At 28.0% G+C, this 21,877-nt stretch carries 20 protein-coding genes and 1 pseudogene; 12 read left to right on the forward strand and 9 right to left on the reverse strand.

What is annotated here, in order from left to right; translation table 11 throughout:
- Positions 1-4: 4 nt before the first annotated feature.
- From BLT70_RS11635 to BLT70_RS11680, 9 genes and pseudogenes are all read left to right on the forward strand, one after another.
- The gene (locus tag BLT70_RS11635; RefSeq protein WP_091894597.1) at positions 5-1,153 is read left to right on the forward strand and encodes a putative glycoside hydrolase; all 1,149 of its coding nucleotides are present in this window, start codon (positions 5-7) and stop codon (positions 1,151-1,153) included.
- A gap of 4 nt (positions 1,154-1,157) precedes the next feature.
- Complete coding sequence (locus BLT70_RS11640; protein ID WP_091894599.1) at positions 1,158-2,699, forward strand: arylsulfatase; 1,542 nt, start codon at positions 1,158-1,160, stop codon at positions 2,697-2,699.
- Between the two features lie 7 nt (positions 2,700-2,706).
- Positions 2,707-4,110 (forward strand): sulfatase, encoded by a 1,404-nt coding sequence (locus BLT70_RS11645; RefSeq protein ID WP_091894601.1) that lies wholly within the window; start codon positions 2,707-2,709, stop codon positions 4,108-4,110.
- A gap of 58 nt (positions 4,111-4,168) precedes the next feature.
- Positions 4,169-5,983, forward strand: a complete 1,815-nt coding sequence (locus BLT70_RS11650) for an arylsulfatase (RefSeq protein WP_091894603.1) — start codon at positions 4,169-4,171, stop codon at positions 5,981-5,983.
- Between the two features lie 718 nt (positions 5,984-6,701).
- Positions 6,702-6,994: pseudogene (locus BLT70_RS11655) on the forward strand (RteC domain-containing protein).
- A gap of 91 nt (positions 6,995-7,085) precedes the next feature.
- Positions 7,086-7,718, forward strand: coding sequence for a flavin reductase family protein (locus BLT70_RS11665; protein WP_091894609.1), 633 nt, complete (start codon positions 7,086-7,088; stop codon positions 7,716-7,718).
- The gene (locus tag BLT70_RS11670) at positions 7,715-9,136 is read left to right on the forward strand and encodes an SDR family oxidoreductase (RefSeq protein ID WP_091894611.1); all 1,422 of its coding nucleotides are present in this window, start codon (positions 7,715-7,717) and stop codon (positions 9,134-9,136) included. Before BLT70_RS11665 ends, BLT70_RS11670 begins: the two co-directional genes overlap by 4 nt.
- Before the next feature lie 380 nt (positions 9,137-9,516).
- A complete protein-coding gene (locus BLT70_RS11675) occupies positions 9,517-12,306 on the forward strand; it encodes a PAS domain-containing protein (RefSeq protein WP_091894613.1) in 2,790 nt (929 codons plus the stop codon).
- The gene (locus BLT70_RS11680) at positions 12,284-13,354 is read left to right on the forward strand and encodes a response regulator (RefSeq protein ID WP_091894615.1); all 1,071 of its coding nucleotides are present in this window, start codon (positions 12,284-12,286) and stop codon (positions 13,352-13,354) included. The genes BLT70_RS11675 and BLT70_RS11680 overlap by 23 nt, the downstream gene beginning before the upstream one ends.
- A 51-nt stretch (positions 13,355-13,405) precedes the next feature.
- On the opposite strand, the gene BLT70_RS17605 is transcribed toward BLT70_RS11680, so the two are convergent.
- The 3 genes from BLT70_RS17605 to BLT70_RS11695 are packed head-to-tail and all read right to left on the reverse strand — an operon-like array spanning position 13,406 to position 14,299.
- Positions 13,406-13,624, reverse strand: a complete 219-nt coding sequence (locus tag BLT70_RS17605) for a DUF6327 family protein (protein WP_368086336.1) — start codon at positions 13,622-13,624, stop codon at positions 13,406-13,408.
- The gene (locus tag BLT70_RS11690; protein WP_091894618.1) at positions 13,608-13,967 is read right to left on the reverse strand and encodes a hypothetical protein; all 360 of its coding nucleotides are present in this window, start codon (positions 13,965-13,967) and stop codon (positions 13,608-13,610) included. The genes BLT70_RS17605 and BLT70_RS11690 overlap by 17 nt, the downstream gene beginning before the upstream one ends.
- Before the next feature lie 5 nt (positions 13,968-13,972).
- Positions 13,973-14,299: a YtxH domain-containing protein gene (locus tag BLT70_RS11695; RefSeq protein ID WP_091894620.1), complete on the reverse strand. Its 327-nt coding sequence runs from the start codon at positions 14,297-14,299 to the stop codon at positions 13,973-13,975.
- A 221-nt stretch (positions 14,300-14,520) separates the two neighbouring features.
- Between BLT70_RS11695 and BLT70_RS11700 the strand changes: the two genes are divergently transcribed.
- Positions 14,521-15,015, forward strand: a complete 495-nt coding sequence (locus BLT70_RS11700; RefSeq protein WP_091894622.1) for a hypothetical protein — start codon at positions 14,521-14,523, stop codon at positions 15,013-15,015.
- Between the two features lie 50 nt (positions 15,016-15,065).
- Here the strand turns inward: BLT70_RS11700 and BLT70_RS11705 are convergent, their stop codons facing one another.
- Positions 15,066-15,926 carry a universal stress protein gene (locus BLT70_RS11705; protein WP_091894624.1) on the reverse strand — a complete coding sequence of 287 codons (861 nt, stop codon included), beginning with the start codon at positions 15,924-15,926 and terminating at the stop codon, positions 15,066-15,068.
- A gap of 197 nt (positions 15,927-16,123) precedes the next feature.
- A complete protein-coding gene (locus tag BLT70_RS11710) occupies positions 16,124-16,669 on the reverse strand; it encodes a hypothetical protein (protein ID WP_091894626.1) in 546 nt (181 codons plus the stop codon).
- A gap of 280 nt (positions 16,670-16,949) precedes the next feature.
- On the opposite strand from BLT70_RS11710, the gene BLT70_RS11715 reads away from it, so the two are divergent.
- Together BLT70_RS11715 and BLT70_RS11720 are read left to right on the forward strand one after the other, a co-directional pair.
- Positions 16,950-17,135 (forward strand): dodecin family protein, encoded by a 186-nt coding sequence (locus BLT70_RS11715; protein ID WP_368086356.1) that lies wholly within the window; start codon positions 16,950-16,952, stop codon positions 17,133-17,135.
- A gap of 151 nt (positions 17,136-17,286) precedes the next feature.
- Entirely contained in the window at positions 17,287-17,931 is a 645-nt protein-coding gene (locus BLT70_RS11720) for a carboxymuconolactone decarboxylase family protein (RefSeq protein ID WP_091894628.1), read from the forward strand.
- 316 nt (positions 17,932-18,247) lie between these two features.
- On the opposite strand, the gene BLT70_RS11725 is transcribed toward BLT70_RS11720, so the two are convergent.
- From BLT70_RS11725 to BLT70_RS11740, 4 genes are all read right to left on the reverse strand, one after another.
- On the reverse strand, positions 18,248-19,015 hold the full coding sequence (locus BLT70_RS11725; RefSeq protein ID WP_368086337.1) for an exodeoxyribonuclease III: 768 nt from the start codon (positions 19,013-19,015) through the stop codon (positions 18,248-18,250).
- Positions 19,016-19,021: 6 nt separating this feature from the next.
- Complete coding sequence (locus tag BLT70_RS11730; RefSeq protein ID WP_091894632.1) at positions 19,022-19,675, reverse strand: BON domain-containing protein; 654 nt, start codon at positions 19,673-19,675, stop codon at positions 19,022-19,024.
- Between the two features lie 31 nt (positions 19,676-19,706).
- A complete protein-coding gene (locus BLT70_RS11735; protein ID WP_091894634.1) occupies positions 19,707-20,603 on the reverse strand; it encodes a 3-hydroxyacyl-CoA dehydrogenase in 897 nt (298 codons plus the stop codon).
- Between the two features lie 258 nt (positions 20,604-20,861).
- Positions 20,862-21,515, reverse strand: a complete 654-nt coding sequence (locus BLT70_RS11740) for a BON domain-containing protein (RefSeq protein WP_091894636.1) — start codon at positions 21,513-21,515, stop codon at positions 20,862-20,864.
- Positions 21,516-21,877: the final 362 nt, after the last annotated feature.

The following is a 21,877-nucleotide window of genomic DNA, read 5'->3' on the forward strand; positions in this document are numbered from 1 at the left end:
AATAATGAAAACCCCTTTTTCACATATATCTTTGTTACTAATTTGTTTATTTTTAGTGCAAACAGCATTTTCTCAAAACGACTCATATTATCCAGCTTTTAGTTGGGATAAAGTTCCTGTAGCTTTTCACTTCGGAAAAAAAGGAGATCTTTTAACAAAAAAAGAGGCAAAATTTATTGCTAGCCATTCCAATTTTGTGGTATTAGAAAAGGCACATGGTTTTCCAAAATATAAATATTCTGAAGAATCAATTGCTGCAGATGCTAAAGTTTTAAAAAAGCTGAATAAAGATGTAAAAGTGGTTTTTTATTGGAATGCTTTTTTAGATTATTCTATGTATAAAGCACATGACGAATATCAAACAAAAGAAGATTGGTGGCTAAAAACAGCAACAGGCGAGTTCGATTTAAAAGACAATAAAATGAAACGCTATGATTTGTCTAATCCTGATTTTAGAAATTGGTGGTCTGATGTTGCCAAAGAAAATTTAGAGAATAAGAACATAGACGGAGTTTTCTTTGATGCACTAAATCAAGTAACCAGCCCAGGAAATAAACGATTATGGGGCGTAGAAAAATACAATGCAATTCAGCAAGGTTTAAAAGATTTAATTAAAGAAACTAGAGCTAAAATTGGTGATGATAAAATTATTGTTTACAACGGAATTCGTTCTACTCCACTAAGAAATGCAGGAAATGATTTTCCCGAGAATACAGATGCTATTATGATTGAGCATTTTGGGTATTTCAATAGCAAAACAAAAGAAAGTATGCTAAAAGATATTCAAGAAATGGAAGCAGCTGGCAAAACCGGTAAAATTGTCGTTTTTAAATCGTGGCCAGAAAATGCTTGGTTAAACAAAGGTTTTATGGCGAAATCAGAAAAAGAAAAAGAGCAAATTTCTAAAGAACACTTAAATTTTGCTTTAGCATCTTTTTTGGCAGGAGCACAAAAACATTCTTATTTAATTTATAATTGGGGCTATCGATTAGAAATGGGATCACTTTTATGGTACCCAGAATTTGATAAACCTTTAGGGAAACCTTTAGATGACATGCAAACAAACGGTTGGATTTTAACTAGAAATTACGAACATGCAAGTGTTTGGGTAGATTTAGAAAACAAGAAATCAAGAATCGACTGGAAAAAATAGAATTATGAAATTAACTAGCTATTTTTATTTATTGATATTGATAGTTTTATCATCTTGTCAAAAGAAAACAAAATTACCAAACGAAATAAGTAAACCTAATATTATCATTTTTTATGCTGATGATATGGGATATGGAGATTTAGAAATTCAAAACCCAGAATCTAAAATACCTACGCCAAATTTAGATCAATTAGCAAGAGAAGGTATGCTAATGTCAGATGCGCATAGTTCTTCTGGTATTTGTACACCAAGTAGATATGCACTTTTAACGGGTAGATATCATTGGCGAGATTTTAATGACATTGTACATTCTATGGGACCCACTGTTTTTAAAGAAAATCAGGTTACTTTGCCTAAAATTCTTAAAGAAAATGGTTATCATACAGCAGCTATTGGTAAATGGCATTTAGGTTGGGACTGGGAAGCTATCAGAAAAAAAGATTTTACTCAGAAAGAAAAAATAATACGAAGAAAAAAGGAATTAGAAATTTGGCCAGCACAAGCGTATGATTGGAATAAAAAAATTCCTGGTGGACCTTTATCTATTGGGTTTGATTCTTATTTTGGTGATGGAACTATTAACTTTCCTCCATATACTTGGATCAAAAATGACAAGGTTACAGAAGTACCAACATTAACACTACAACATCCAAAAGAAGAATTTGCTTTAGAAGGTAATTGGGAATTAAGACCAGGACCAGCAGTTAAAGATTGGGATTTTTACAAAGTTTTACCTACCGTTACAAGCTCTGCTGTAACCTTTATAAAAAATCAAGAAAATGCACAAAAACCTTTCTTTTTGTACATGGCATTTCCTTCTCCACATGCACCAATAATTCCTAATGAAGAATTTAGAGGAAAAAGTAAAGCAGGACCTTATGGTGATTGGATGTACCAAACAGATGATGCAGTTGGCCAAATTTTAGAGGCTTTAAAATTGATAAAAGCAGATGAAAATACCATTGTTATTTTTACGTCTGATAATGGCTCTGAAAGATATGCTTACGAACGCATAAAAAATTACAATCATAACAGTTCTAATCCCTTTAGAGGTGTAAAAAGAGATGTTTATGAAGGTGGACATCATGTGCCTTTTATTGTAAAATGGCCAAATAGAATAAAATCAGGAACAAAAAACACTCAATTATTTAGTCAGATTGACATTCTAAATACTTTAGCAACTATTACAAATAGCGATTTACCGAAAGGTTTTCAGCACGATAGTTATAATTTTTCTGATGTTTGGTTAACAGACACAAGTAAACCAGTTAGAGAGGTACTTGTACAAAATACATTTACATCTAAATACGCAATTAGAAAAGGCGATTGGTTGTACATTAATAATAAAGACGGATACCACTCAAGAATACCTAAATGGTTTGAAGAAGGACAACGTTTTGAAAAAGCTAAGGATACTGTACAACTCTTTAATCTTAAAGACGATATCGGACAATCTACTAATTTAGCAAGTCAATTTCCAGAAAAAGTAAAAGAATTAGCAGCAGATTTCATCAATCAACAAAAAACAGAAACTTTTAAAAACTAATATTAAAATGAAAATGAGTTTATTAAAGTCTATATCATTGGTGATAGTTTTAGTTACTATGCTTTCTTGCAATAAGACTAAAAAAGAAACTACAATAGAAAAAGAGAGTATTGCAGCAAATGAAGAAAGGCCAAACATCATTTTTATTTTTGCAGATGATTGGGGTTTTGGAGATTTAGGTGTTTATGGTAACAAAGAGGTCGTCACTCCAAATATAGATAAAATGGCTTCCGAGGGTACAAGGTATACACAATTCCATGTTACTAGTGGTGTTTGTTCTCCAAGTAGAACTTCGGTTATAACAGGTCATTTTCCGGCAAGACATCGCGTTCATGGTCATTTAGCCGGACATGCTTTAAATGTAAAAAGAAATATGCCAGATTATTTAGACGATTCTTTACCTGTTTATTTACCAAAAACCATGCAAAAAGCAGGGTATAAAACAGCTCATTTTGGTAAATGGCATTTAGGTGGTGGTGGGTTGCCTAATGGCGATCCTAATGCTCCAGAACCTAAAACGTATGGTTATGATGAGGCTAGAGTTTGGAACGGGAATGGACCAACTTGGAAAGGTGATAAAAAATGGCCAACTACAAGATATATGGATAATGATACACTTTGGGTACAAAGTTCTAGTAAAGTTGCTGTAGATGAAACCCTTAATTTTATCAAAAAAAACAAAGGAAAACAACCAATGTTTATAAATCTTTGGTTGAAAGATCCACACACACCACTTTGGCCTTCAGAAGAACAGCGTAAAGATTTTAAAGGTTTATCTCCAAGCAAAGAAACGTATTATGCTGTTTTAAAAGATGCCGATTTTCATGTTGGAAGATTATTAAAATCTTTGTTAGAAATGGGAATGGATGAGAATACACTCGTAATTTTTTCTAGTGATAATGGCCCTGCTGCTTATGGAGCTTCCTTAAAAGCAGGTTCTACCGCAGGTTTAAAAGGTAGAAAAGTAGACATTTACGAAGGTGGAGTTGTTGTGCCATTTATTGTAAAATGGAAAAACCGTGTAGCAGCAAACAAGGTAGATTCTACAAGTGTACTTTCTACAGTAGATTTATTACCAACATTTGCCAATTTAGCGCAGATAGAATTACCTAAAGACTATGGAATTGATGGGGAAAATATTGCAACAATTTTAGATAATAAAAGTTTTGAAAGAACAAAACCTTTGTTCTGGGAATGGCGTTTTCCAAAAGTAAAAACAAATCATTGGGCAGAAGGAGCTGTTAGAAAAGGTGATTGGAAATTGTTGTTTAATGATAAAATTAATAAAGTAGAATTATATAATATCCCAAAAGACCCGTTTGAAAAAAATAATTTAGCAGAAAATAATGAAGAAATTGTAAACGAGCTTAAAACCTTGTGGAAAGATTGGAAAAAAAGTTTGCCTAATTAGGTTTAAAAACTGTTTAATAAAACAAAAGATTACTATCTACTTTTTAAAATAAATTAAAATGAATAAAAAATTAGTATTGCTAATTACTCTTGTAGGAATTGCATTTTCGTGTACATCTCAGTCTAAAAAAATTACAGATTCTAAAGTAACCAAAAAACCGAATGTAATTATTGTTATTACAGATGATCAAGGTTATGGAGATATTGGGGCGCATGGAAATACATTGGTAAAAACGCCTGCTTTAAATAAATTTCATGATGAATCTGTTAGATTAACAGATTTTCATGTTGGCCCAACTTGTGCACCTTCTAGATCTGGTTTAATGACCGGTAGATATGCAGATAGAGTTGGTGTTTGGCATACAATTGGTGGCGTTTCTATTTTAAGAAAAGACGAGGTAACTATGGCGGATGTTTTTAATGAAAATGGTTACGAAACTGCCATGTTTGGTAAATGGCATTTGGGAGACACCTACCCTTCTAGACCACAAGATAAAGGTTTTAAATACACTATTTCTCATGGAGGTGGTGGTGTTGGCCAGACTCCTGATTATTGGGATAATGATTATTTTGATGATACGTATTTTAAAAATGGAGTACCAACCAAATATGAAGGATATTGTACAGATGTTTGGTTTGATGAAGCTATAAAATATATTGAAGAAAAGAAAGACCAACCATTTTTCGCTTATATTTCTACAAACGCACCTCACCTACCTTATAATGTTCCAGAAGACTATTATAACAAATACAAAGATTTAGACATTCCGGAGTTTCAAAAAGTATTTTACGGAATGATTACCAATGTAGATGACAATTTTGCGAAACTACAAAAGAAACTTGAAGATTTAAAGATTGCAGACAATACGATTGTTATTTTTATGACAGATAACGGAACTGCTTCTGGGTATAAAACTGTAGGAGGTAAATTATACGGTTTCAACGGTGGAATGAAAGGAACTAAAAATAGCGAGTATGAAGGCGGACATAGAGTTCCGTTTTTTATATCATACCCAGGTAAAAATATTAACGGAGGAAAAGATGTTACCGATTTAACAGCTCATTTAGATATTTTACCAACATTAGCAACTTTGTGTGATTTGGATTTTCCAGAAAGACAAAAGAAAATTGATGGTTCAGATATTTCTTCTTTGCTTTTAGGAACTGCAAAAACCATTGGAAGAGAATACTTAATTACAGATTCTCAACGTGTACAAAGTCCTATAAAATGGAGAAAAAGTGCTGTAATGTCTGACAAAATGAGATTGGTGAATGGTACAGAATTGTATGATATTGCTAAAGATCCAGGTCAAGAAAATGATATTGCAAAGCAATTTCCAGAAAAGGTAGAAAAAATGCGAGGTTTTTATAATGAATGGTGGAGTTCCGTATCTTCAGAATTTAACCTGTTTCCTATTATTATTTTAGGCTCAGATAATCAAAACCCTATTGAGTTAACGTGTCACGATACACATATTCACGATTCTAAAATTCCATGGAATCAGAATTATATTAGAGAAGCTAAAAAGAACCCTTTAGGAGGAGAATTTACCGTAGAATTTGAACAATCTGGAACTTATCAAATAGAATTAAGTAGATGGCCATTTGAGTCTGGTATAGCTATTAATGATGCTGTAAAAGGAAGGGAAGCAACAATATCTACAGAATCAATTAGTGATGGTAGAAGTATGAATTTTAAATCTGGTGGTGTAAAAATTGGTGCTTGGGAACAATCCTTAAAAATAGAAAATGGAGCAAAAACCTTAAGTTTCAAAGGTAATTTTACCAAAGGAAAGACAAATATGAGTGCATGGTTTACAAATGATAAAAATGTAGATTGGGGAGCTTTTTATATAAGGGTTTACAGACTATAATTAAAAATATTTACAGTTGTTTTTAATACGATAATTCATAAGCTTAATAGTTGAAAATTAAATTAGTTTCTAATATTTAAAATTGTGATTTAAGTAATTCCAAAAAAAAATTATCGAAATTACAGCTGCTAAATTTTAATTTTAAAAAAAATATTATAACAAAAAGATATGGCGACGGTCATATCTTTTTTGTTTTAAACAAAAATGAAAAAGAGTATGTAAAGTAATTAAATGAAAATTAAACCAAAAAAAATGAAAGAAAATAAAAATCACATCACTTTAGTTGTACAATATTTCGTTCAACAAAAAGAACATGAATTAAAAAAATAACAAAAAGAGTAAAACTAAAACTCCAAATCGACCAATCAAAAGAAATTCTTTGCGATTTAGGAATAAATATTAGAATTAGAAACTTTGAAAATAAAAATGAAGAAATTCATTTCTTTAAGTAGTAAAACAGAGTATATGCTGATTTTATTTTTATAATAATCAGTTAAAATATAAAGTAAGTAAGCCAAATACCACAAATTCTATTCTAAAAAATTACTTAAAAAAAATAGAGGTAAAAAATCGTAAAAATTTAGAATTCTATAGATCTTACAAACATAAAAGTACTTTTCTAGACCACATATATTTTCTTCAGATATATCAGTGCATTTAGATTCAGAATTTTTACACAAGTCACAATACGCTAGCTGCAGAAGTAATAGCGTATGATTTGCTAACCAATTTTTACAAAAAGGAAATCAATACACTTAATAATATTTCTTCAGGCATTTTTGATGATAATAATAAAACATTTAAAAGTTCTTTAAAATGGAAAGCTTCAAAAACTGTTTTAGTAAAATTAATTTATGCATTAAAAATTGCTGGTGTAATAAATACAGGCAATATCAATACAAAAAATTAGTTAGTTTTTTCTCTTCATTGTTTAACATTCACCTTTACAATTACTATAAAACCTATTCAGAGATTAAAAATAGGTGCACAAAAAGAACCAAGTTTCTTTAAAAAATAATTATCAAAACCATATATTTTGTTTAATTTATATTTAAATAAATTAAACAATTTGTATCTTTGTTTGTAAAATTAAAATAAAAACATGCAATTTTTTAATATTACTGACATTCTAAACCTCAATAAAATATACAAAATCAACTTGATAAATAGTTGTTCTGGTTTTAAATCGGCAAATTTATTAGGTTCAATTTCTGATAATGGTATTTATAATGTTGCTGTTTTTAGTTCTGTTACTCATTTAGGTTCTAACCCACCAACTTTGGGTTTTATTTTAAGACCAACTACAGTACCCAGAGATACTTATAAAAACATTAAAGAAACTGGCATTTTTACCATTAATCATATTTGGGAAGATAGTATTGAAGACGCACATCATACATCCGCAAAATACCCAAAAGAGATTTCTGAATTTAATATGACTAATTTAGAGCCAGAATTTAAAGGCAAATTTAAAGCGCCATTTGTAAAAAATTCTCCCGTTCAAATGAGCATGAAATTTATTGAAGAAATTTATGTTTCTTCAAATGATGTTATTTTGATTGTTGCTCAAATTCAAGAATTATACATAAATGATGAATTACTTGAAGAAGACGGACTTATCAATTTATCTAAAGGTAATATTGCTACAATAAATGGTTTAGACACGTATGCAATTCCTAAATTCAAAAAAAGGCTTTCATATCAAAGGCCAAAAGATTTAAATAAAATATCATGAAAATTCTTGTAACAGGTGCAACAGGTTATATTGGTAAAAGATTAATTCCTTTATTATTAAATGATGGTCATACAATTGTGTGCCCTGTTAGAGATAAAAAAAGAGCTCAAAATTATTATAAAGAACAAAAAAACATAACACTTGTAGAAGCCGATTTTTTAAACAAAGAAACTTTAGATTCAATTTCTAAAGATATTGATGCAGCTTATTATTTAATACATTCTATGTCTAATTCTGCAAAAGAATTTCATGTTTTAGAAGAAAAATGTGCTTTTAATTTTAAACAATTTGCAGAAAAAACCTCTATAAAACAAGTAATTTATTTAAGCGGAATTACCAATGACACGAAACTCTCGAAACATCTATTGTCAAGAAAAAATGTAGAAGAAGCTTTGGCATCAAAAAAGTATGCTTTAACCACTTTTAAAGCAGGAATTATAGTTGGTTCTGGAAGTTCATCCTTTGAAATTATTCGAGATATTGTAGAAAAATTGCCCTTTATGATTACGCCTAAATGGCTAAACACAAAAACCCAACCTTTATCTATTAGAGATGTGTTATCATTTTTGCACAAAGCCTTAAATAAAGAAGAATTATATAATACTTCTTATGATATTTTTGGCCCAGAAATAATGACCTACAAAACCATGTTATTACAATTTGCAGAAGTACGTAAATTAAAAAGATGGATTATTACTATTCCGGTAATGACTCCTGGATTATCTTCTTATTGGCTCTATTTTGTTACCTCAACTTCATATAAATTAGCACGTACTTTGGTAAATTCGATGGGCGTAGAAGTAATTGGAAATAAAAGTGATATCAATAAAATATTAGATATTAACCCAATATCTTACAAAGAAGCTGTTGAATTGGCTTTTAAAAAAATTGAACAAAATAGTATTATTTCTAGCTGGAAAGATTCTTACATCAGCAGTGGAAAATTAAAAAATTATGTGCATGAATTTATAAATGTTCCAGAATATGGATGTTTTAAAGATTTTAAAAAGCGAAAGGTTAAAAATAAAAAAACTGTTTTAAACAAAATTTGGGCAATTGGTGGTGAAACAGGTTGGTATTATGGCACTTTTCTATGGAAAATTCGTGGATTTGTAGATCAACTTTTTGGTGGTGCAGGTTTACGCAGAGGAAGAAGACATCCATCTGAATTAAATGCCGGAGATGCTTTAGATTTTTGGCGTGTTATTTATGCTGATAAAGAAAAAGGCAAACTACTACTCTACGCAGAAATGATTTTACCTGGTGAAGCTTGGTTAGAGTTTAGAATTGAAAACGGAATTTTATATCAAACAGCAACTTTTAGACCCCATGGCTTGGCTGGCAGATTGTATTGGTATTCGGTAATGCCTTTTCACTGGTTTGTTTTTAATGGAATGATTAACAACATCAACAAATAATTTTTTGAATGATACTAAAATTCAAACATTCTTTAGAAGCAACTTCATAATCAAATTACTTAAAAAACTTACCGCATTTAATTATTTCTGATATTCTATAAATTAGAAAAAAATCTTTTATTTGAAACAGTTTCAGTTTCTAAATTTATTTTATGACCAAAATCATATTAATTGATAGAATGTTACTTTAATTTTGTTAGGTTAATTGAGTATCAATTAAATAAAAAAAAACAAATCAATATTAAACTACTTCAATTTTAATTTTTCTGATTTGTATTTACTGGGTATTCTCTTAAAAATGGATTCTGTTTCTTTAAAAAAATAGAAGTGTTTAAAAGTATAAATAACAATTTATAAATTAAATATCTTAACCTAATAAAATGAATGAGAACATAGAAAATATAGCTCTTTTACAAAAAATTTTCAATGCTTCTCATCAAGGTATCTTAGTAATTAATAATGCCGATTTTATAATAAATGCAAATGCTAAATGCCAAAAAATGTTTGGTTATAATGCTGATGAAATACTAGAAAAAAAGATAGAAACTCTTATTCCAGAGAAAATTAAAAAAACAATAAAAAAACAAAGAGAAAAATTTGAACAAAAACCCAAATTAGATGGAATTAATTTAAACTTAAATTCTATTGGAGTTAAAAAAAATGGATCTGCATTTCCTATAGAAATAAATTTAAGCTTAACAACCTTAAACAATAAACCAATTGTAATTGTCTTTTTAATTGATAATACAAAACAACAATCTGATAAACAAAAACTGGCAATTAGCGAGTTTAGAAAGGCTGAAGCACAACGACTTGCTCATGTAGCCAATTGGTCTTGGAATTTAAAAACCGATGAAAGAAACTGGTCTGATGAATTTTATAGAATTTACGGACTAACTCCAGGTGATGAACGTCTTAACAACAAAACTGTTCTAAGTTTTACGCATCCAGATGACAGAAAAAAAACATTAAAAGAAATTGATAATGCTATTAAAAGCTACAAACCATACAAATATCAAAAAAGAATTATAAGACCAAATGGAGAAATAAGATACATTATAGCAAAAGGAAAAATTTTATTTGATGAAGATAGTAATCCAAAGGAAATGTATGGAACCATACAAGATATTACTAAGCATAAAAAAATTGAATATAAACTAAAAAGTAGTCAAGAAAAAAACCAAGCGATATTAGAGGCTTTGCCAGATTTAATGGTTCTTTACGACAAAAATGGTAATTATCTTGAAATTCATTCATCCGAAGGAGATGAACTTGCAATAGCCTACAATGAAAATATTGGTCAAAATATAGATAAAATTCTACCAAAAGATGTTTGTGAAAAAATAAGAAAAAGCTTTGATAATTGTGAAAAAACGAAAAAAACTCAAATTATAGAATATTCGCTTAGCATTAAAGATAAACTGAAACATATAGAAGCTAGAATAGTACAAACAGATGAAGGTAATTTTTTATCTATTATACGTAATATTACAAAAAGTAAAAATGTAGAAAAATTTATTTTAGAAAAAGAACAAAGACTAAGACTAACTTTAGAAGCTGGTGAGTTTGGTTCTTGGGATTGGAATTTAATTACCAATAAAATAGAAAGAGACAGATATCAAAACTCATTATTTGGCATTAAAAACAATGAAAATACTGCAACTTATGAATCTTTTTTAAATAAAATTCATCCAGAAGACAAAGAAAGAGTAAAACGAACAATATTAGAAGCTATAAAAAAAACTAAAAATTACACTCTAGAATATAGAGTAATTCATGCTGATTCTTCTATTCATTGGTTACATGAAAAAGGTAAAATTTTTAAAAATAATCATGGAAAACCAATTAGAATAATAGGTGTAACAAATAACATTACGAAGCAAAAAAAAGCTGAAGAAAAATTAATTGAAAGTGAAGAGAAATTGCGTAACTACACTATAAAATTAGAAGAAAAAGTTACAGAACGAACTAAAGAACTTACAACTACAGTACAAAAACTAGTAGAATCTAATTTAAATCTCGAAGATCAAATATTAATAACTGATGAGGCAGAACGCAGTGCATTAACGAGTAAGTTATTATTAACAAACATTTCTAAAAACTTTCCTAGAGGTCTTATTATGGTTGTAAATGAGAATTACTGTATTGATTATATTGAAGGTGAGGAGCTTGATAAAATGGAAATGAGAGGCGTAGTTGTTGATGGAACCAAAATTGACAAGATTCAAGTTTTTTCTGAAGAACGAAAAACTAGATTAAAAGAAAACATAAAAAAAACACTTAGTGGTAAACACCTCTCTTTCGAAATAGAATTTAAAGGTATACCTTATTTGGTAAATACAACTCCGTTATTTAACAATGAAAAAATAATTAAACGAGCTTTATTGGTTTATAATAATATTTTTGAACAAAAACAAGTAGAAATAGACATCCTAAATACATTAAAAAAAGAAAGAGAATTAAGTGAATTAAAATCGCGTTTTATCTCTATGGCTTCTCATGAATTTAGAACACCATTAAGTGCTATTTTATCATCAGCAATTTTAATTGAAAAGCAGAACGGAGTTGGCAAAGAAGATAAAAGAATAAATTATGTTTCTAAAATTAGGTCTAATGTTAAAGATTTAGTAGTAATCTTAAATGATTTTCTTTCTTTAGGAAAATTACAAGAAGGAAAAGTTGTGGCGCAACCAACAACTTTTAATTTAATTGATTTCTTAAAACTTTTAATAGAAGAAATTAATAATATCAAAAAAAATGGTCAAATAATTACTTTACAATATGAAAATTCTATAATTAAAGTGGTTTTAGACCCTAAACTTTTAAAACATATAATTCATAATTTACTATCTAACGCCATAAAATACTCCGAAGAAAACCAAGAAATAATTATTAAAGTAACGCCTAATAATAAACTTGTAAACATAAAAATAATAGACCAAGGTATAGGAATACCGCAAGAAGATCAAGCAAATATGTTTCAACGATTTTATAGAGCAGATAATGCTGCAAATATTCAAGGAACTGGTTTAGGTTTAAATATTGTAAAACAGTATACAGATTTAATGGATGGCACCATTAACTTTAAGAGTGAGTTAAATAAAGGGTCAACTTTTTATTTAGAGTTTCCTTTAAAAGAAAAAAAAGATGAAAAAAATATTATTAATTGAAGACAATAAAGATGTTAGAGAAAATACTGCTGATATTCTTGAATTAGAAAATTACTCTGTTATTACTGCCGAAAACGGAAAAATAGGCGTAGAAAAAGCTCTTGAATTTAATCCTGATATTATTATTTGTGATATTATGATGCCTGTTTTAGATGGTTATGGCGTGTTTGAAAATTTAAGTAAAAAACCTAAAACCGCAAGTATTCCTTTTATTTTTCTAACTGCTAAATCAGAAAAAATTGATGTAAGAAAAGGAATGAATCTTGGCGCTGATGACTATTTAACGAAACCTTTTGAAGAGAATGAATTAATCGATGCAATAGAATGTAGAATTAAAAAAAATAATTTTTTAATAAAAAAATTCTCTAAAAATGTTGAAGGAATTAACGAGTTTTTAAACGAAGCAACAGCATATTTAAATCTAGAAGAATTATCTAAAGATCAAAGTGCTGAAAAGTATATTAAAAAAGATTGTATTTTTACTGAAGGAACAGCAGCACATCAATTATTTTTAATTAAAAGCGGAAACGTAAAAACTTTTAGAACTACAGAATCTGGAAAAGAATTTGTTACTGGTTTATATAGTGCCGGAGATTTTATAGGTCAATTATCGCTATTAAGTGAAAAAGGATTATACATAGAAACTGCAAGTATTTTAGAAGATGCTGAGATTTTTTCAATTCCAAAAGCAGATTTTATCAGACTTTTATATGAAAATAAAGAAGTTTCAAATAAATTTATTGATATAATGTCTAATAATTTAATTGACTTGCAAGAGCATTTGGTTGATATGGCTTATGCAACTGTTAGACAACGAACTGCAAAAGCTCTTTTAGAATTAGACCATAAAGGAATGATTAAAGATAATAATCATAAAGGAATTAGCATGCCTAGAGAAGATTTTGCTGGCCTAATTGGTACAGCTACAGAAACAGCAATTAGAATGCTTACTGAATTTAAAAACGAAGGTTTAATTGGCATAGAAACCAATAGAAAAATAGTTTTACTAGATAAACAAACCCTTAAACAAATAGTAGAATTTGGATAATATAAAAAAGGGATTTTCATCAAAAATTATTTAGCAAAAATCCCTTTTGTGTTACCTAAATCTTTTTAACAAATTATTAATTACATACGAGAGTAACTGTTCTTGAAACGCTCTTTTAAATTCGTTTTTGAGATTAGTAACATTAAAGATAGTTTTTGAGTTTTGAAAATTAAGTTTAATATGTTGTTTATTAATCTGTTTTTTCAGACTCAAAATTTTTAACTGATTATTTATTTCTTCAAAAGAATTATAACTATTTGACATCATCATTTATAAAATAATAATTTGAAAACTTTCTTAACAACGGTCTATTTAGTTTATCTCTAAAAAAATAAAAAACCAAAACTACCAATACATAAAATAACCCAACAATTAAAAAACCATAAAACGTATTTTCTAAAACCTGTGCCAACCTAAAAGCAACAGCAAAAGATATTATTAACAAAGACATAGCTACCAAAACACCAATTATCAGCATTTTAGACATGTAAGTTATACAAAGCATAAGTACTTTAAAACTTTTAAGCTTAATATAAGCTTCACTATTTTTAAAATATTCTTGAATATTAATATCTGCTTCTAATACGTTTTCTTTTAATTCTTTAAAAGCCATAATAATTATTTTTGCTGAGGCTCCATTTTTTTAAGTTCTTCTAACTTTCTTTCTAAACTAGCAATGATATCTTCTGCTTTACCATTCATGTGAGAAATAGTTTCATCTAGTTTTTCTTTAATTTCCTGTTTTTTTTCATTTACAGATTTTGTAAGATCTGCTTTGGCATGATTTACACGTTCAGAAATATCGTGCTTAATATCTTCTGCTTTGTGTTTAATTTTTCCTCTAGTATTTTTACCTTTATCTGGCGCATACAAAACGCCAATTCCTGCTCCTATTGCTGCTCCAGCTAATAGCGCTAACAATGTGTTTTCATTATTGTTTGACATGATTTTATTTTTTAAACTTACCCAAAGGCAAGCGAGTTCATAATTTAATTTCTATATCAAATTTAGTTCAACTTATACACTCATAGAATGACCTAAGTCAATCTAGTAAAAAATTAAAAAAACTATAAAAACACACATCTGACTTAGGTCATTACCTCTTTAAGTAAATCAGAGTAAATTTGAAAAACGATGAGTAATTTTATTACCATTATTTAATTATAATGAAAACTCCAGAAGCACAACATAAAGAAGTTATATTAAAATCATATCCAGAATTTCAGCAAATTGAAAAAGCGGTAAATATTCTTAAAAAATTAAAAAACAACAATCTGCAAGTAACAATTATTGGTAAGCTTGATGAAGAAAATTTGGATGATAAATTAAATGAAATTAATTTAGAAAAATCAATGGAAAAAAAATGCCTTGCGTTGTTTGAACCTCCTTTAGATTTTGGCATTCTTTCAAACCCAAATATTGGTACTATTTTTATTGCAGGTTTTCTTGTTTCTATGTTTTTACAAGAAGTAGAGCATAAAAAAATAGGCGTTATGTTAACTGGTCCTTTTGGTATTTTAAGAGGTTTAGGAATAAATAAAGAAAGAACTTCTTTTTATTTAGAAGCTTTACACAGAGGAAATTATTTATTTATAGTAAGAGGATATGATACTGAAATAAATCAAATAAAAAGGAAATTAAGCTCCTTTAGCCACAAATAAGGACTTAATAATCTTATCAATTTAATAATTTTTTATTACTAAAAAAACCGCTAATTTTCTACTAAAATAAGATCATTAATAACCAATACTGGTAAAGACAAATGAGAATCTAATTCTTTTAACAAAGGTCTTGGCAGTTCATTACTAATAAAACCAACTTTCCCTTTTATAAAAACAATGAGACTATAGGTATCATCTTCTATAAAAAGATTAATCCCTTTATTTACATTCATACGTTTAAGAGTATGAAAATTATATTTTAGTCCTACCAAAATTGATGCTAGTTTATTTTTATTTTCTAACTGATCTTCATCCAATTGATGTTCTTTTTTTATGTGTAAAATATTTATTTCTGATTGATGTAATTTGGCAATAGTAAGAATTTCAGAAAAATTGGTTTCATGTAAAGCTTCATCATAATCAATAGGAAGTACAATTTTATCAAGTCCGTTAAATTTGTGATCACTAGGAACTATCAAAATGGAACATTCTGTAATATATTCTGTTATATCTACAAGCGGAACATTTTCATCTTCTTCCTCCTTAAATGTATTTTTAGATCCTAAAACAAGTAAATCTATAGCGTTATTTTTTATAGCGTCTTTTAAAGAAAATAACAAAGAATTAAAACTTGATATCGTTTTATAAGTATGCTTTGTGCTTTTGGAAGTAGAATTTAAAGTATTTATTATTGTTTTTAATCCCGCTTCGGATGTTTTCTTATCTAATATATAAGTTTCATTATCTGTTTCTGGTATTAATGCCTCAATATCTGATGCATCTTTTCCGGCTTGAAAAGCATTTAAAATATAAAACACGCAAGGTTGTTGCTCATAAAGCTTACTTGTATACTGAATTGCATTTAATGCATTTTTAGAAAAATCAGTATAACATAAAATTCTTTTTTCCATTTTAAACAGAATGTATTATTAAAAATTATCAATAAATCCTAAAAGGATTTCTAAATTGTAAAAAAAAGGGAGCCAACCAAATAAAGTCTCCCTTTTTTCCTGAACTTATTTTAATAAGTTCACGTATCAACTAACAAATTTTACACAATCTTTTTTTGAGTATAAATAGTAATATTGTAATTTTTTTAAAACTTATTTTAAAGTTCTAAATTTATTTTTTTGTGAACTTTTAAGATTTCTCCAGTTCCATTCATATACACTACTTTTTCGCTTTTTCCTTTTGCAATAATAAATTTATAGCGTTCTTTTTTTTGTTTGCCAGAATAATGAGTCATTTTATAACGATCTTTTGTTATAACCCAACCAGGAAACGCACTTAACATTGCATCTTTAACTTCAATAGCTGGCTCTATATCTTTACCAACCTCAACAGTACTATATAACTTACCTTCTTTATCGTAAGTAGCAGTAATTATAGTATTTTTTGCTTTTAGAACTACTTGATAAGTTTCATAATCTTCATCAGAATTAATAGTGCTATTTATATATACATCTTCTTCTATGAATACTATTGGTACTGCAAAAAATTCAATTTCTTCTAAATATCCAAATTCTTCGCCAACTGACTCAATAACTGCTATTGGCACTTTTTCTTTTTTAATTTTTGCCTGAAAAAGCACTTCTTGACTATAAGATTGTATTGCCAATCCGATTAAAAATAGTCCTAGAATAATTTTTTTCATTTTTTTAAAATTTTAATTAATTAAATATTTTATGCTTCTGTAATTGCACTACTAATTTATAACGATTAGAAAATAGGCAAAATGACCTCAATCAGTTGGTGTTTTTTTTTAAATTAAGTGAAAAACTTTTAAAGACGAAACATCAAAAAAATAGTCTTTAACTAAATAAATTTTAAATCTATTCTCAGTCTGACTCAGGTCATTTTACACATAATCAATTACTTATATTTTTGATAATTATTAATAATAAAAATAAGATGTTATATCAGTATTAAAAGTAATTGAAGTATTAGGAAATTCTACCGTAAGTTTTGATGATGCTGTTAAAAATGTTGTTTCTGAAGTTTCCAAAACAGTAAAAATTATTAAATCTGTTTACATAAAAGATATGGAAGCAAAAGTTAGCGATAATCAAGTTGTACAATATGGTATAACCACTAAAGTAACTTTTGAAATTATGGATTAGTAGTAATTAAAAAACTAATGAATAAAGAGGATTCTTAAAATGCAAATATATTACTGCCTTGCTTTTTTAGAATCCTCTTTATTAAATTCATTTATTTTATAAACATCAAGTAAAAAAAGTTAGTTAAAATAATAATTGATATCTTCAAAAAATGAAAACAGACACCCAAAAACCTAAAGCTATAAAATTACAAACCGAGTTTAAAAATAAATTTAGTTTAGGTGAATTGTATAGTGCTTCTGTTTATCTACCAAGAGCCATTATAAAAATGATGGAAAACAGTAAAAATAAATTAATTGATAATGATTTTGTAAAACGATTACAATTAGCGGTAACTGAAGTAAATGGTTGTGTCATTTGCTCTTATGGACACACTAAAATGGCTTTGCGTCAAGGCATGAGTGGCGAAGAAATAAGTAGTTTTTTAAGTGGTGAAAATCATTTTATAAAACCAGAAGAAGCTAAAGCAATTATGTTTGCTCAATATTATGCAGACACTAGAGGTTATCCTAAAAAATACGCTTTCGATTCAATTGTAAAAGAATATGGAAATAAAAATGCAAATATTATACTTTCTGTTATTCAAATAATGACTGTTGGTAATATATTCGGCATTCCGTTTAGTGCTTTTCAAGCTAGATTAAAAGGAAAACCATATAAAGATAGTTCCTTATTTTTTGAACTTGGAACATTAATAATAGGAGTTTTTTTATTGCCAATTGCAATTATTCATGGTCTTTTAAGAAGTTTAATTGGCTTACCAAATAGTAGGTTTGATAAAAGTTCATCAGAATAACAAAACGAATTTTAATACACGAAAATTTAACCCAGTAATTTTTTAGTGAATAAACTAAAACTTAATTAGTAATTTATTTTTTAGACTTCACTATTAAACTCAATTTTTATTTTGCTTTTTTAACACGCATTCTAGAAACTTCAAAATCTTTACAAGAATTTTCTATTTGTTCTAATCTATTAAATATGTTTTTGTATGATAATCAGTTTTAAAAAGATTGTGTTTTAAAAATCAAAATTTGACATTCATTAAAAAGCCTCTTTTGTTTTCTACTTTATTTCAATTAATCATATAAAATTTAATTCCTTTTATCAATTCAAACATCAATTTCTAAAGAGATTGGGCAATGATCAGAACCAAAAATATCTGAATAAATAGCAACTCCTTTCACTTTTTTTATCAAAGATTTACTTATCAGAAAATAATCAATTCTCCAACCCGTATTCCTCTCTCTCGATTTAAAACGATAACTCCAAAATGTATAAGCAATCTTATCTGGATAAAAATATCTAAAGGAATCTATAAAACCTGCTTTGATTAAATGATCGATTCCATCAATTTCAATTTGTGTATAACCTGCCGTTTTATTGTAGTTAGATTTGTCATTTTTAAGATCTATTGCTTTATGGGCAACATTAAAATCGCCACAAATAATAACGGGTTTTGTTTTCTCTAAATCTTTTATATAGTTGAGAAAATCAATATCCCATTGTTTTCTAAAATTCAACCGTTCTAATTTTTGTCCAGAATTAGGCACATAAACATTTACCAAATAAAAGTTTTCAAACGCTACACATTGTATTCTTCCTTCTTGTTTTTTTGCTGAAATATTTACAAAATTATCACTTAAAATGGATTTTGATTTACTTAAAATAGCGGTTCCTGAATATCCTTTTTTTTCTGCAGAATTAAAATACTTTCTATAATTTTTAAGTGGTAATAAGGCTTCTTCAATTTCCTGATTTTGTGCTCTTGTTTCTTGTAAACATAAAATATCTGGGCTTAAAATTTCTATAGCTTTAAATAAATCCTTTTTTACTAAAGCTCTTATGCCATTTACATTCCAAGAAACTATCTTCATCATTTAGATTTAGTATTCTACCTTCAACTCATTTTGTACTTCATAAACTCCAGGTGCATTAAATGCTGTTTTTTGAGCTTCTTCTTTTTGCGCAAGCGAATGTACTTTACCTGATAATTTTACAGCATGATTAGTAGTTTCTACTTTTATACCTTCTGCATCAATAATTGAAGAACGATTAAAAGCTTTTATAATTTTTTCTTCTATATCATTTGACTTTTCAGCTTGTTCTAATATAATTAAATTTGTTACTCCTTTTACACCTGTTAAACCTCCTACTGTGCGTTTTGCTGCATCTCTTTGAAAAGCATGCTCAAGAGTTCCAGAAAGTGTAATCCATCCATTTTGAACCTCTACAATTACTTTATTATTAGGTACAGAAGCGTTCCATTCTATCGCATTTATTGCCGAATTTGCAATTTCTGTGTCATTTTTGTTGAGTGATGAAATATATCCTACTTTTAGTTCTTCTGCAAAAGCCTTTACACCTACTATGTTTTTTACAGCTTTTTCAACTGCTAGTTTAATTGGATAAGAAAAAACAAGACCATTAAGTGTTACAACGCCATCTTTTACAATTACTCCAATTTGGTTTTCATAAACATATGGCAACCAAGTTAATTCTTCTAATACATCATTTTTAATTTCTAAATCTGTTTTCATTTTTTTTAAATTTCATGATTATACTTCTAAATTATTCTAAAAAATCTGACTTTTTAAAAACAGGATTGGGATATTTATAAAACCCTTCTCCTGTTGAAACCCCTAATTTATTTTTATCAATAAAATTTTCTTTTAGATATTTTGCTGTTTTTATTTTTAACTCATCTTTTGTATTTTCTGCAGCCATTTTATTAATATTATAAGCTGTTGTAATACCAACAACATCTAAAATACCAAAAGGACCTAATGGAGCTCCTGTTGCTTTCATCCAAGTTTTATCTATAATTTCAGAATCTGCAATTTCATTTACCAATAAATTTGTTGCAGCACTTAACAAAGGCACTAACAAAGAATTAAGAATGTAACCTGGTTGTTCTTTTTTTAAAGGCAGCGCTAACATATTAATTGATTTAGCAAAAGCTACTATATCTTTAAAAACTTTTGGATCTGTTGTAGAATGTCCCATAATTTCTGCTGTATTATGAATCCAAATACTATTTGCAAAATACAATGCTAAAAACTTAGAAGGTCTTCCTGTTGCTTCTGCAAAATGACTAGGCAAAAGAGTTGAAGAATTGGTTACAAAAACAGTTTTTTCTGGCGCTACTTTAGCCAACTTTTTATAAAAATCAATTTTTAATGTTGGATTTTCTGGCACAGCTTCTATCAATAAATCTGCATTTTTTACAGCTTCCGTCAAATCTGAAGTGTAACTCAGGTTTTGATATGTTTCATCAAGCTGTTTTTGTGTTGCATTTAAATCATTTTTATAAGCTATACTTAAACTATTAAATTTGTTTTTTGCTTTTTCTAAAACGACATCATTAATATCATAAACAGTTACATGAAACCCATGAAAAGCGGTTTGAAATGCAATTTGGTATCCTAAAACACCACTTCCTGCAATAGTTATATTTTTATAATTCATTTTTATAGTTTTAACTTATTCTTATATTTTTTACCTCAAATAATCACGCAGTTTTTTATTGATTTAAAAAACAATAATCATTAATATTATTTCATTTTTTTATATCTGATAAATAAACTTACTTCAAAATTAATACAGTCAATTATATTAACAACTGATCTGAATCAGTATAAAAAATTGCCCTAACTCATTTAACTGAATTAGGGCAATTCTCTATAAAAAATAACATCATTATTTCTTATAATCTTTTTTTAAGAGTTAGTAAACAACTTCTAATTCATTATCTACAGTCCAAACTCCAGGAGCATAATAGGCTGTATTTCTAGCTTCATCTTTTTCTTTTAATGAATGTACTTTACCTGTTAATTTTACAGTATGACCATCTGCTTTAACAGTTATATCTTTTGCATCAATATCTGCAGAACGCTCAAATGCTTTTTTAATTTTGTCTTTAATATCACTAGTATCAATATTATTTTTTAATGTAATATTATTTACTACGTATTTTACACTTGTTAAGTTCTGCACAGCTTTTTTAGCAGCATTTTTTTGAAAAGCCCACATTACTTCTCCAGTTAAATAAATCCAACCATCTTCTACTTTAACATCAATTTTATTTTCAGGTACAGAAATATTCCATTTTAATGCGCTTACTGCTGCTTCTGCAATTTCTGTATCAGATTTATGCGAAGTTGTAGCATATTTAACCACAATATCTTCTGCTACTGCTTTTACCCCAAATACACTTTTAGCTGCTTTTTCTGCTTCTCTTTTTTTTGCATAACTATCTACAGTTCCTGTTAGAGTTACAATACCATCATTAACAATTACACCAATTTGTGTTTCATCTATGCTTGGTTGCCATTCTAGTTCATCCAAAACATCTTCTTTAATACTTAAATCTGTTCTCATAATATTATATATTTTAATTAATAATAGACCAAAGGTATTGTGATTATAAAACACTGACACTGACCCAAATCAGTCTAAAATATTTTTTGAAAATTTTAACAAAGAGCACAATTTTATTTAGGTAGTTTATCATAATCTATAATGATTGAAAACAAATTCATTTTCTAAATCAGAATGTAATGTTACCAAATAGCCACCTGCCAACTCGGAAAGTGATTTGGCCTGTATCCAATTAATTCCCCATTTCAAGAAGATAAATCACTTCATAATAATGGATTTCGCCATCTGATAATTTTAATGAATCTACTTTACTACGTTCAACAGAAACAAGAGCGTTTTTAAAAATATATATTTTAGTTTCC

This window comes from Polaribacter sp. KT25b (assembly GCF_900105145.1).
In the GTDB taxonomy this organism is placed as follows: domain Bacteria; phylum Bacteroidota; class Bacteroidia; order Flavobacteriales; family Flavobacteriaceae; genus Polaribacter.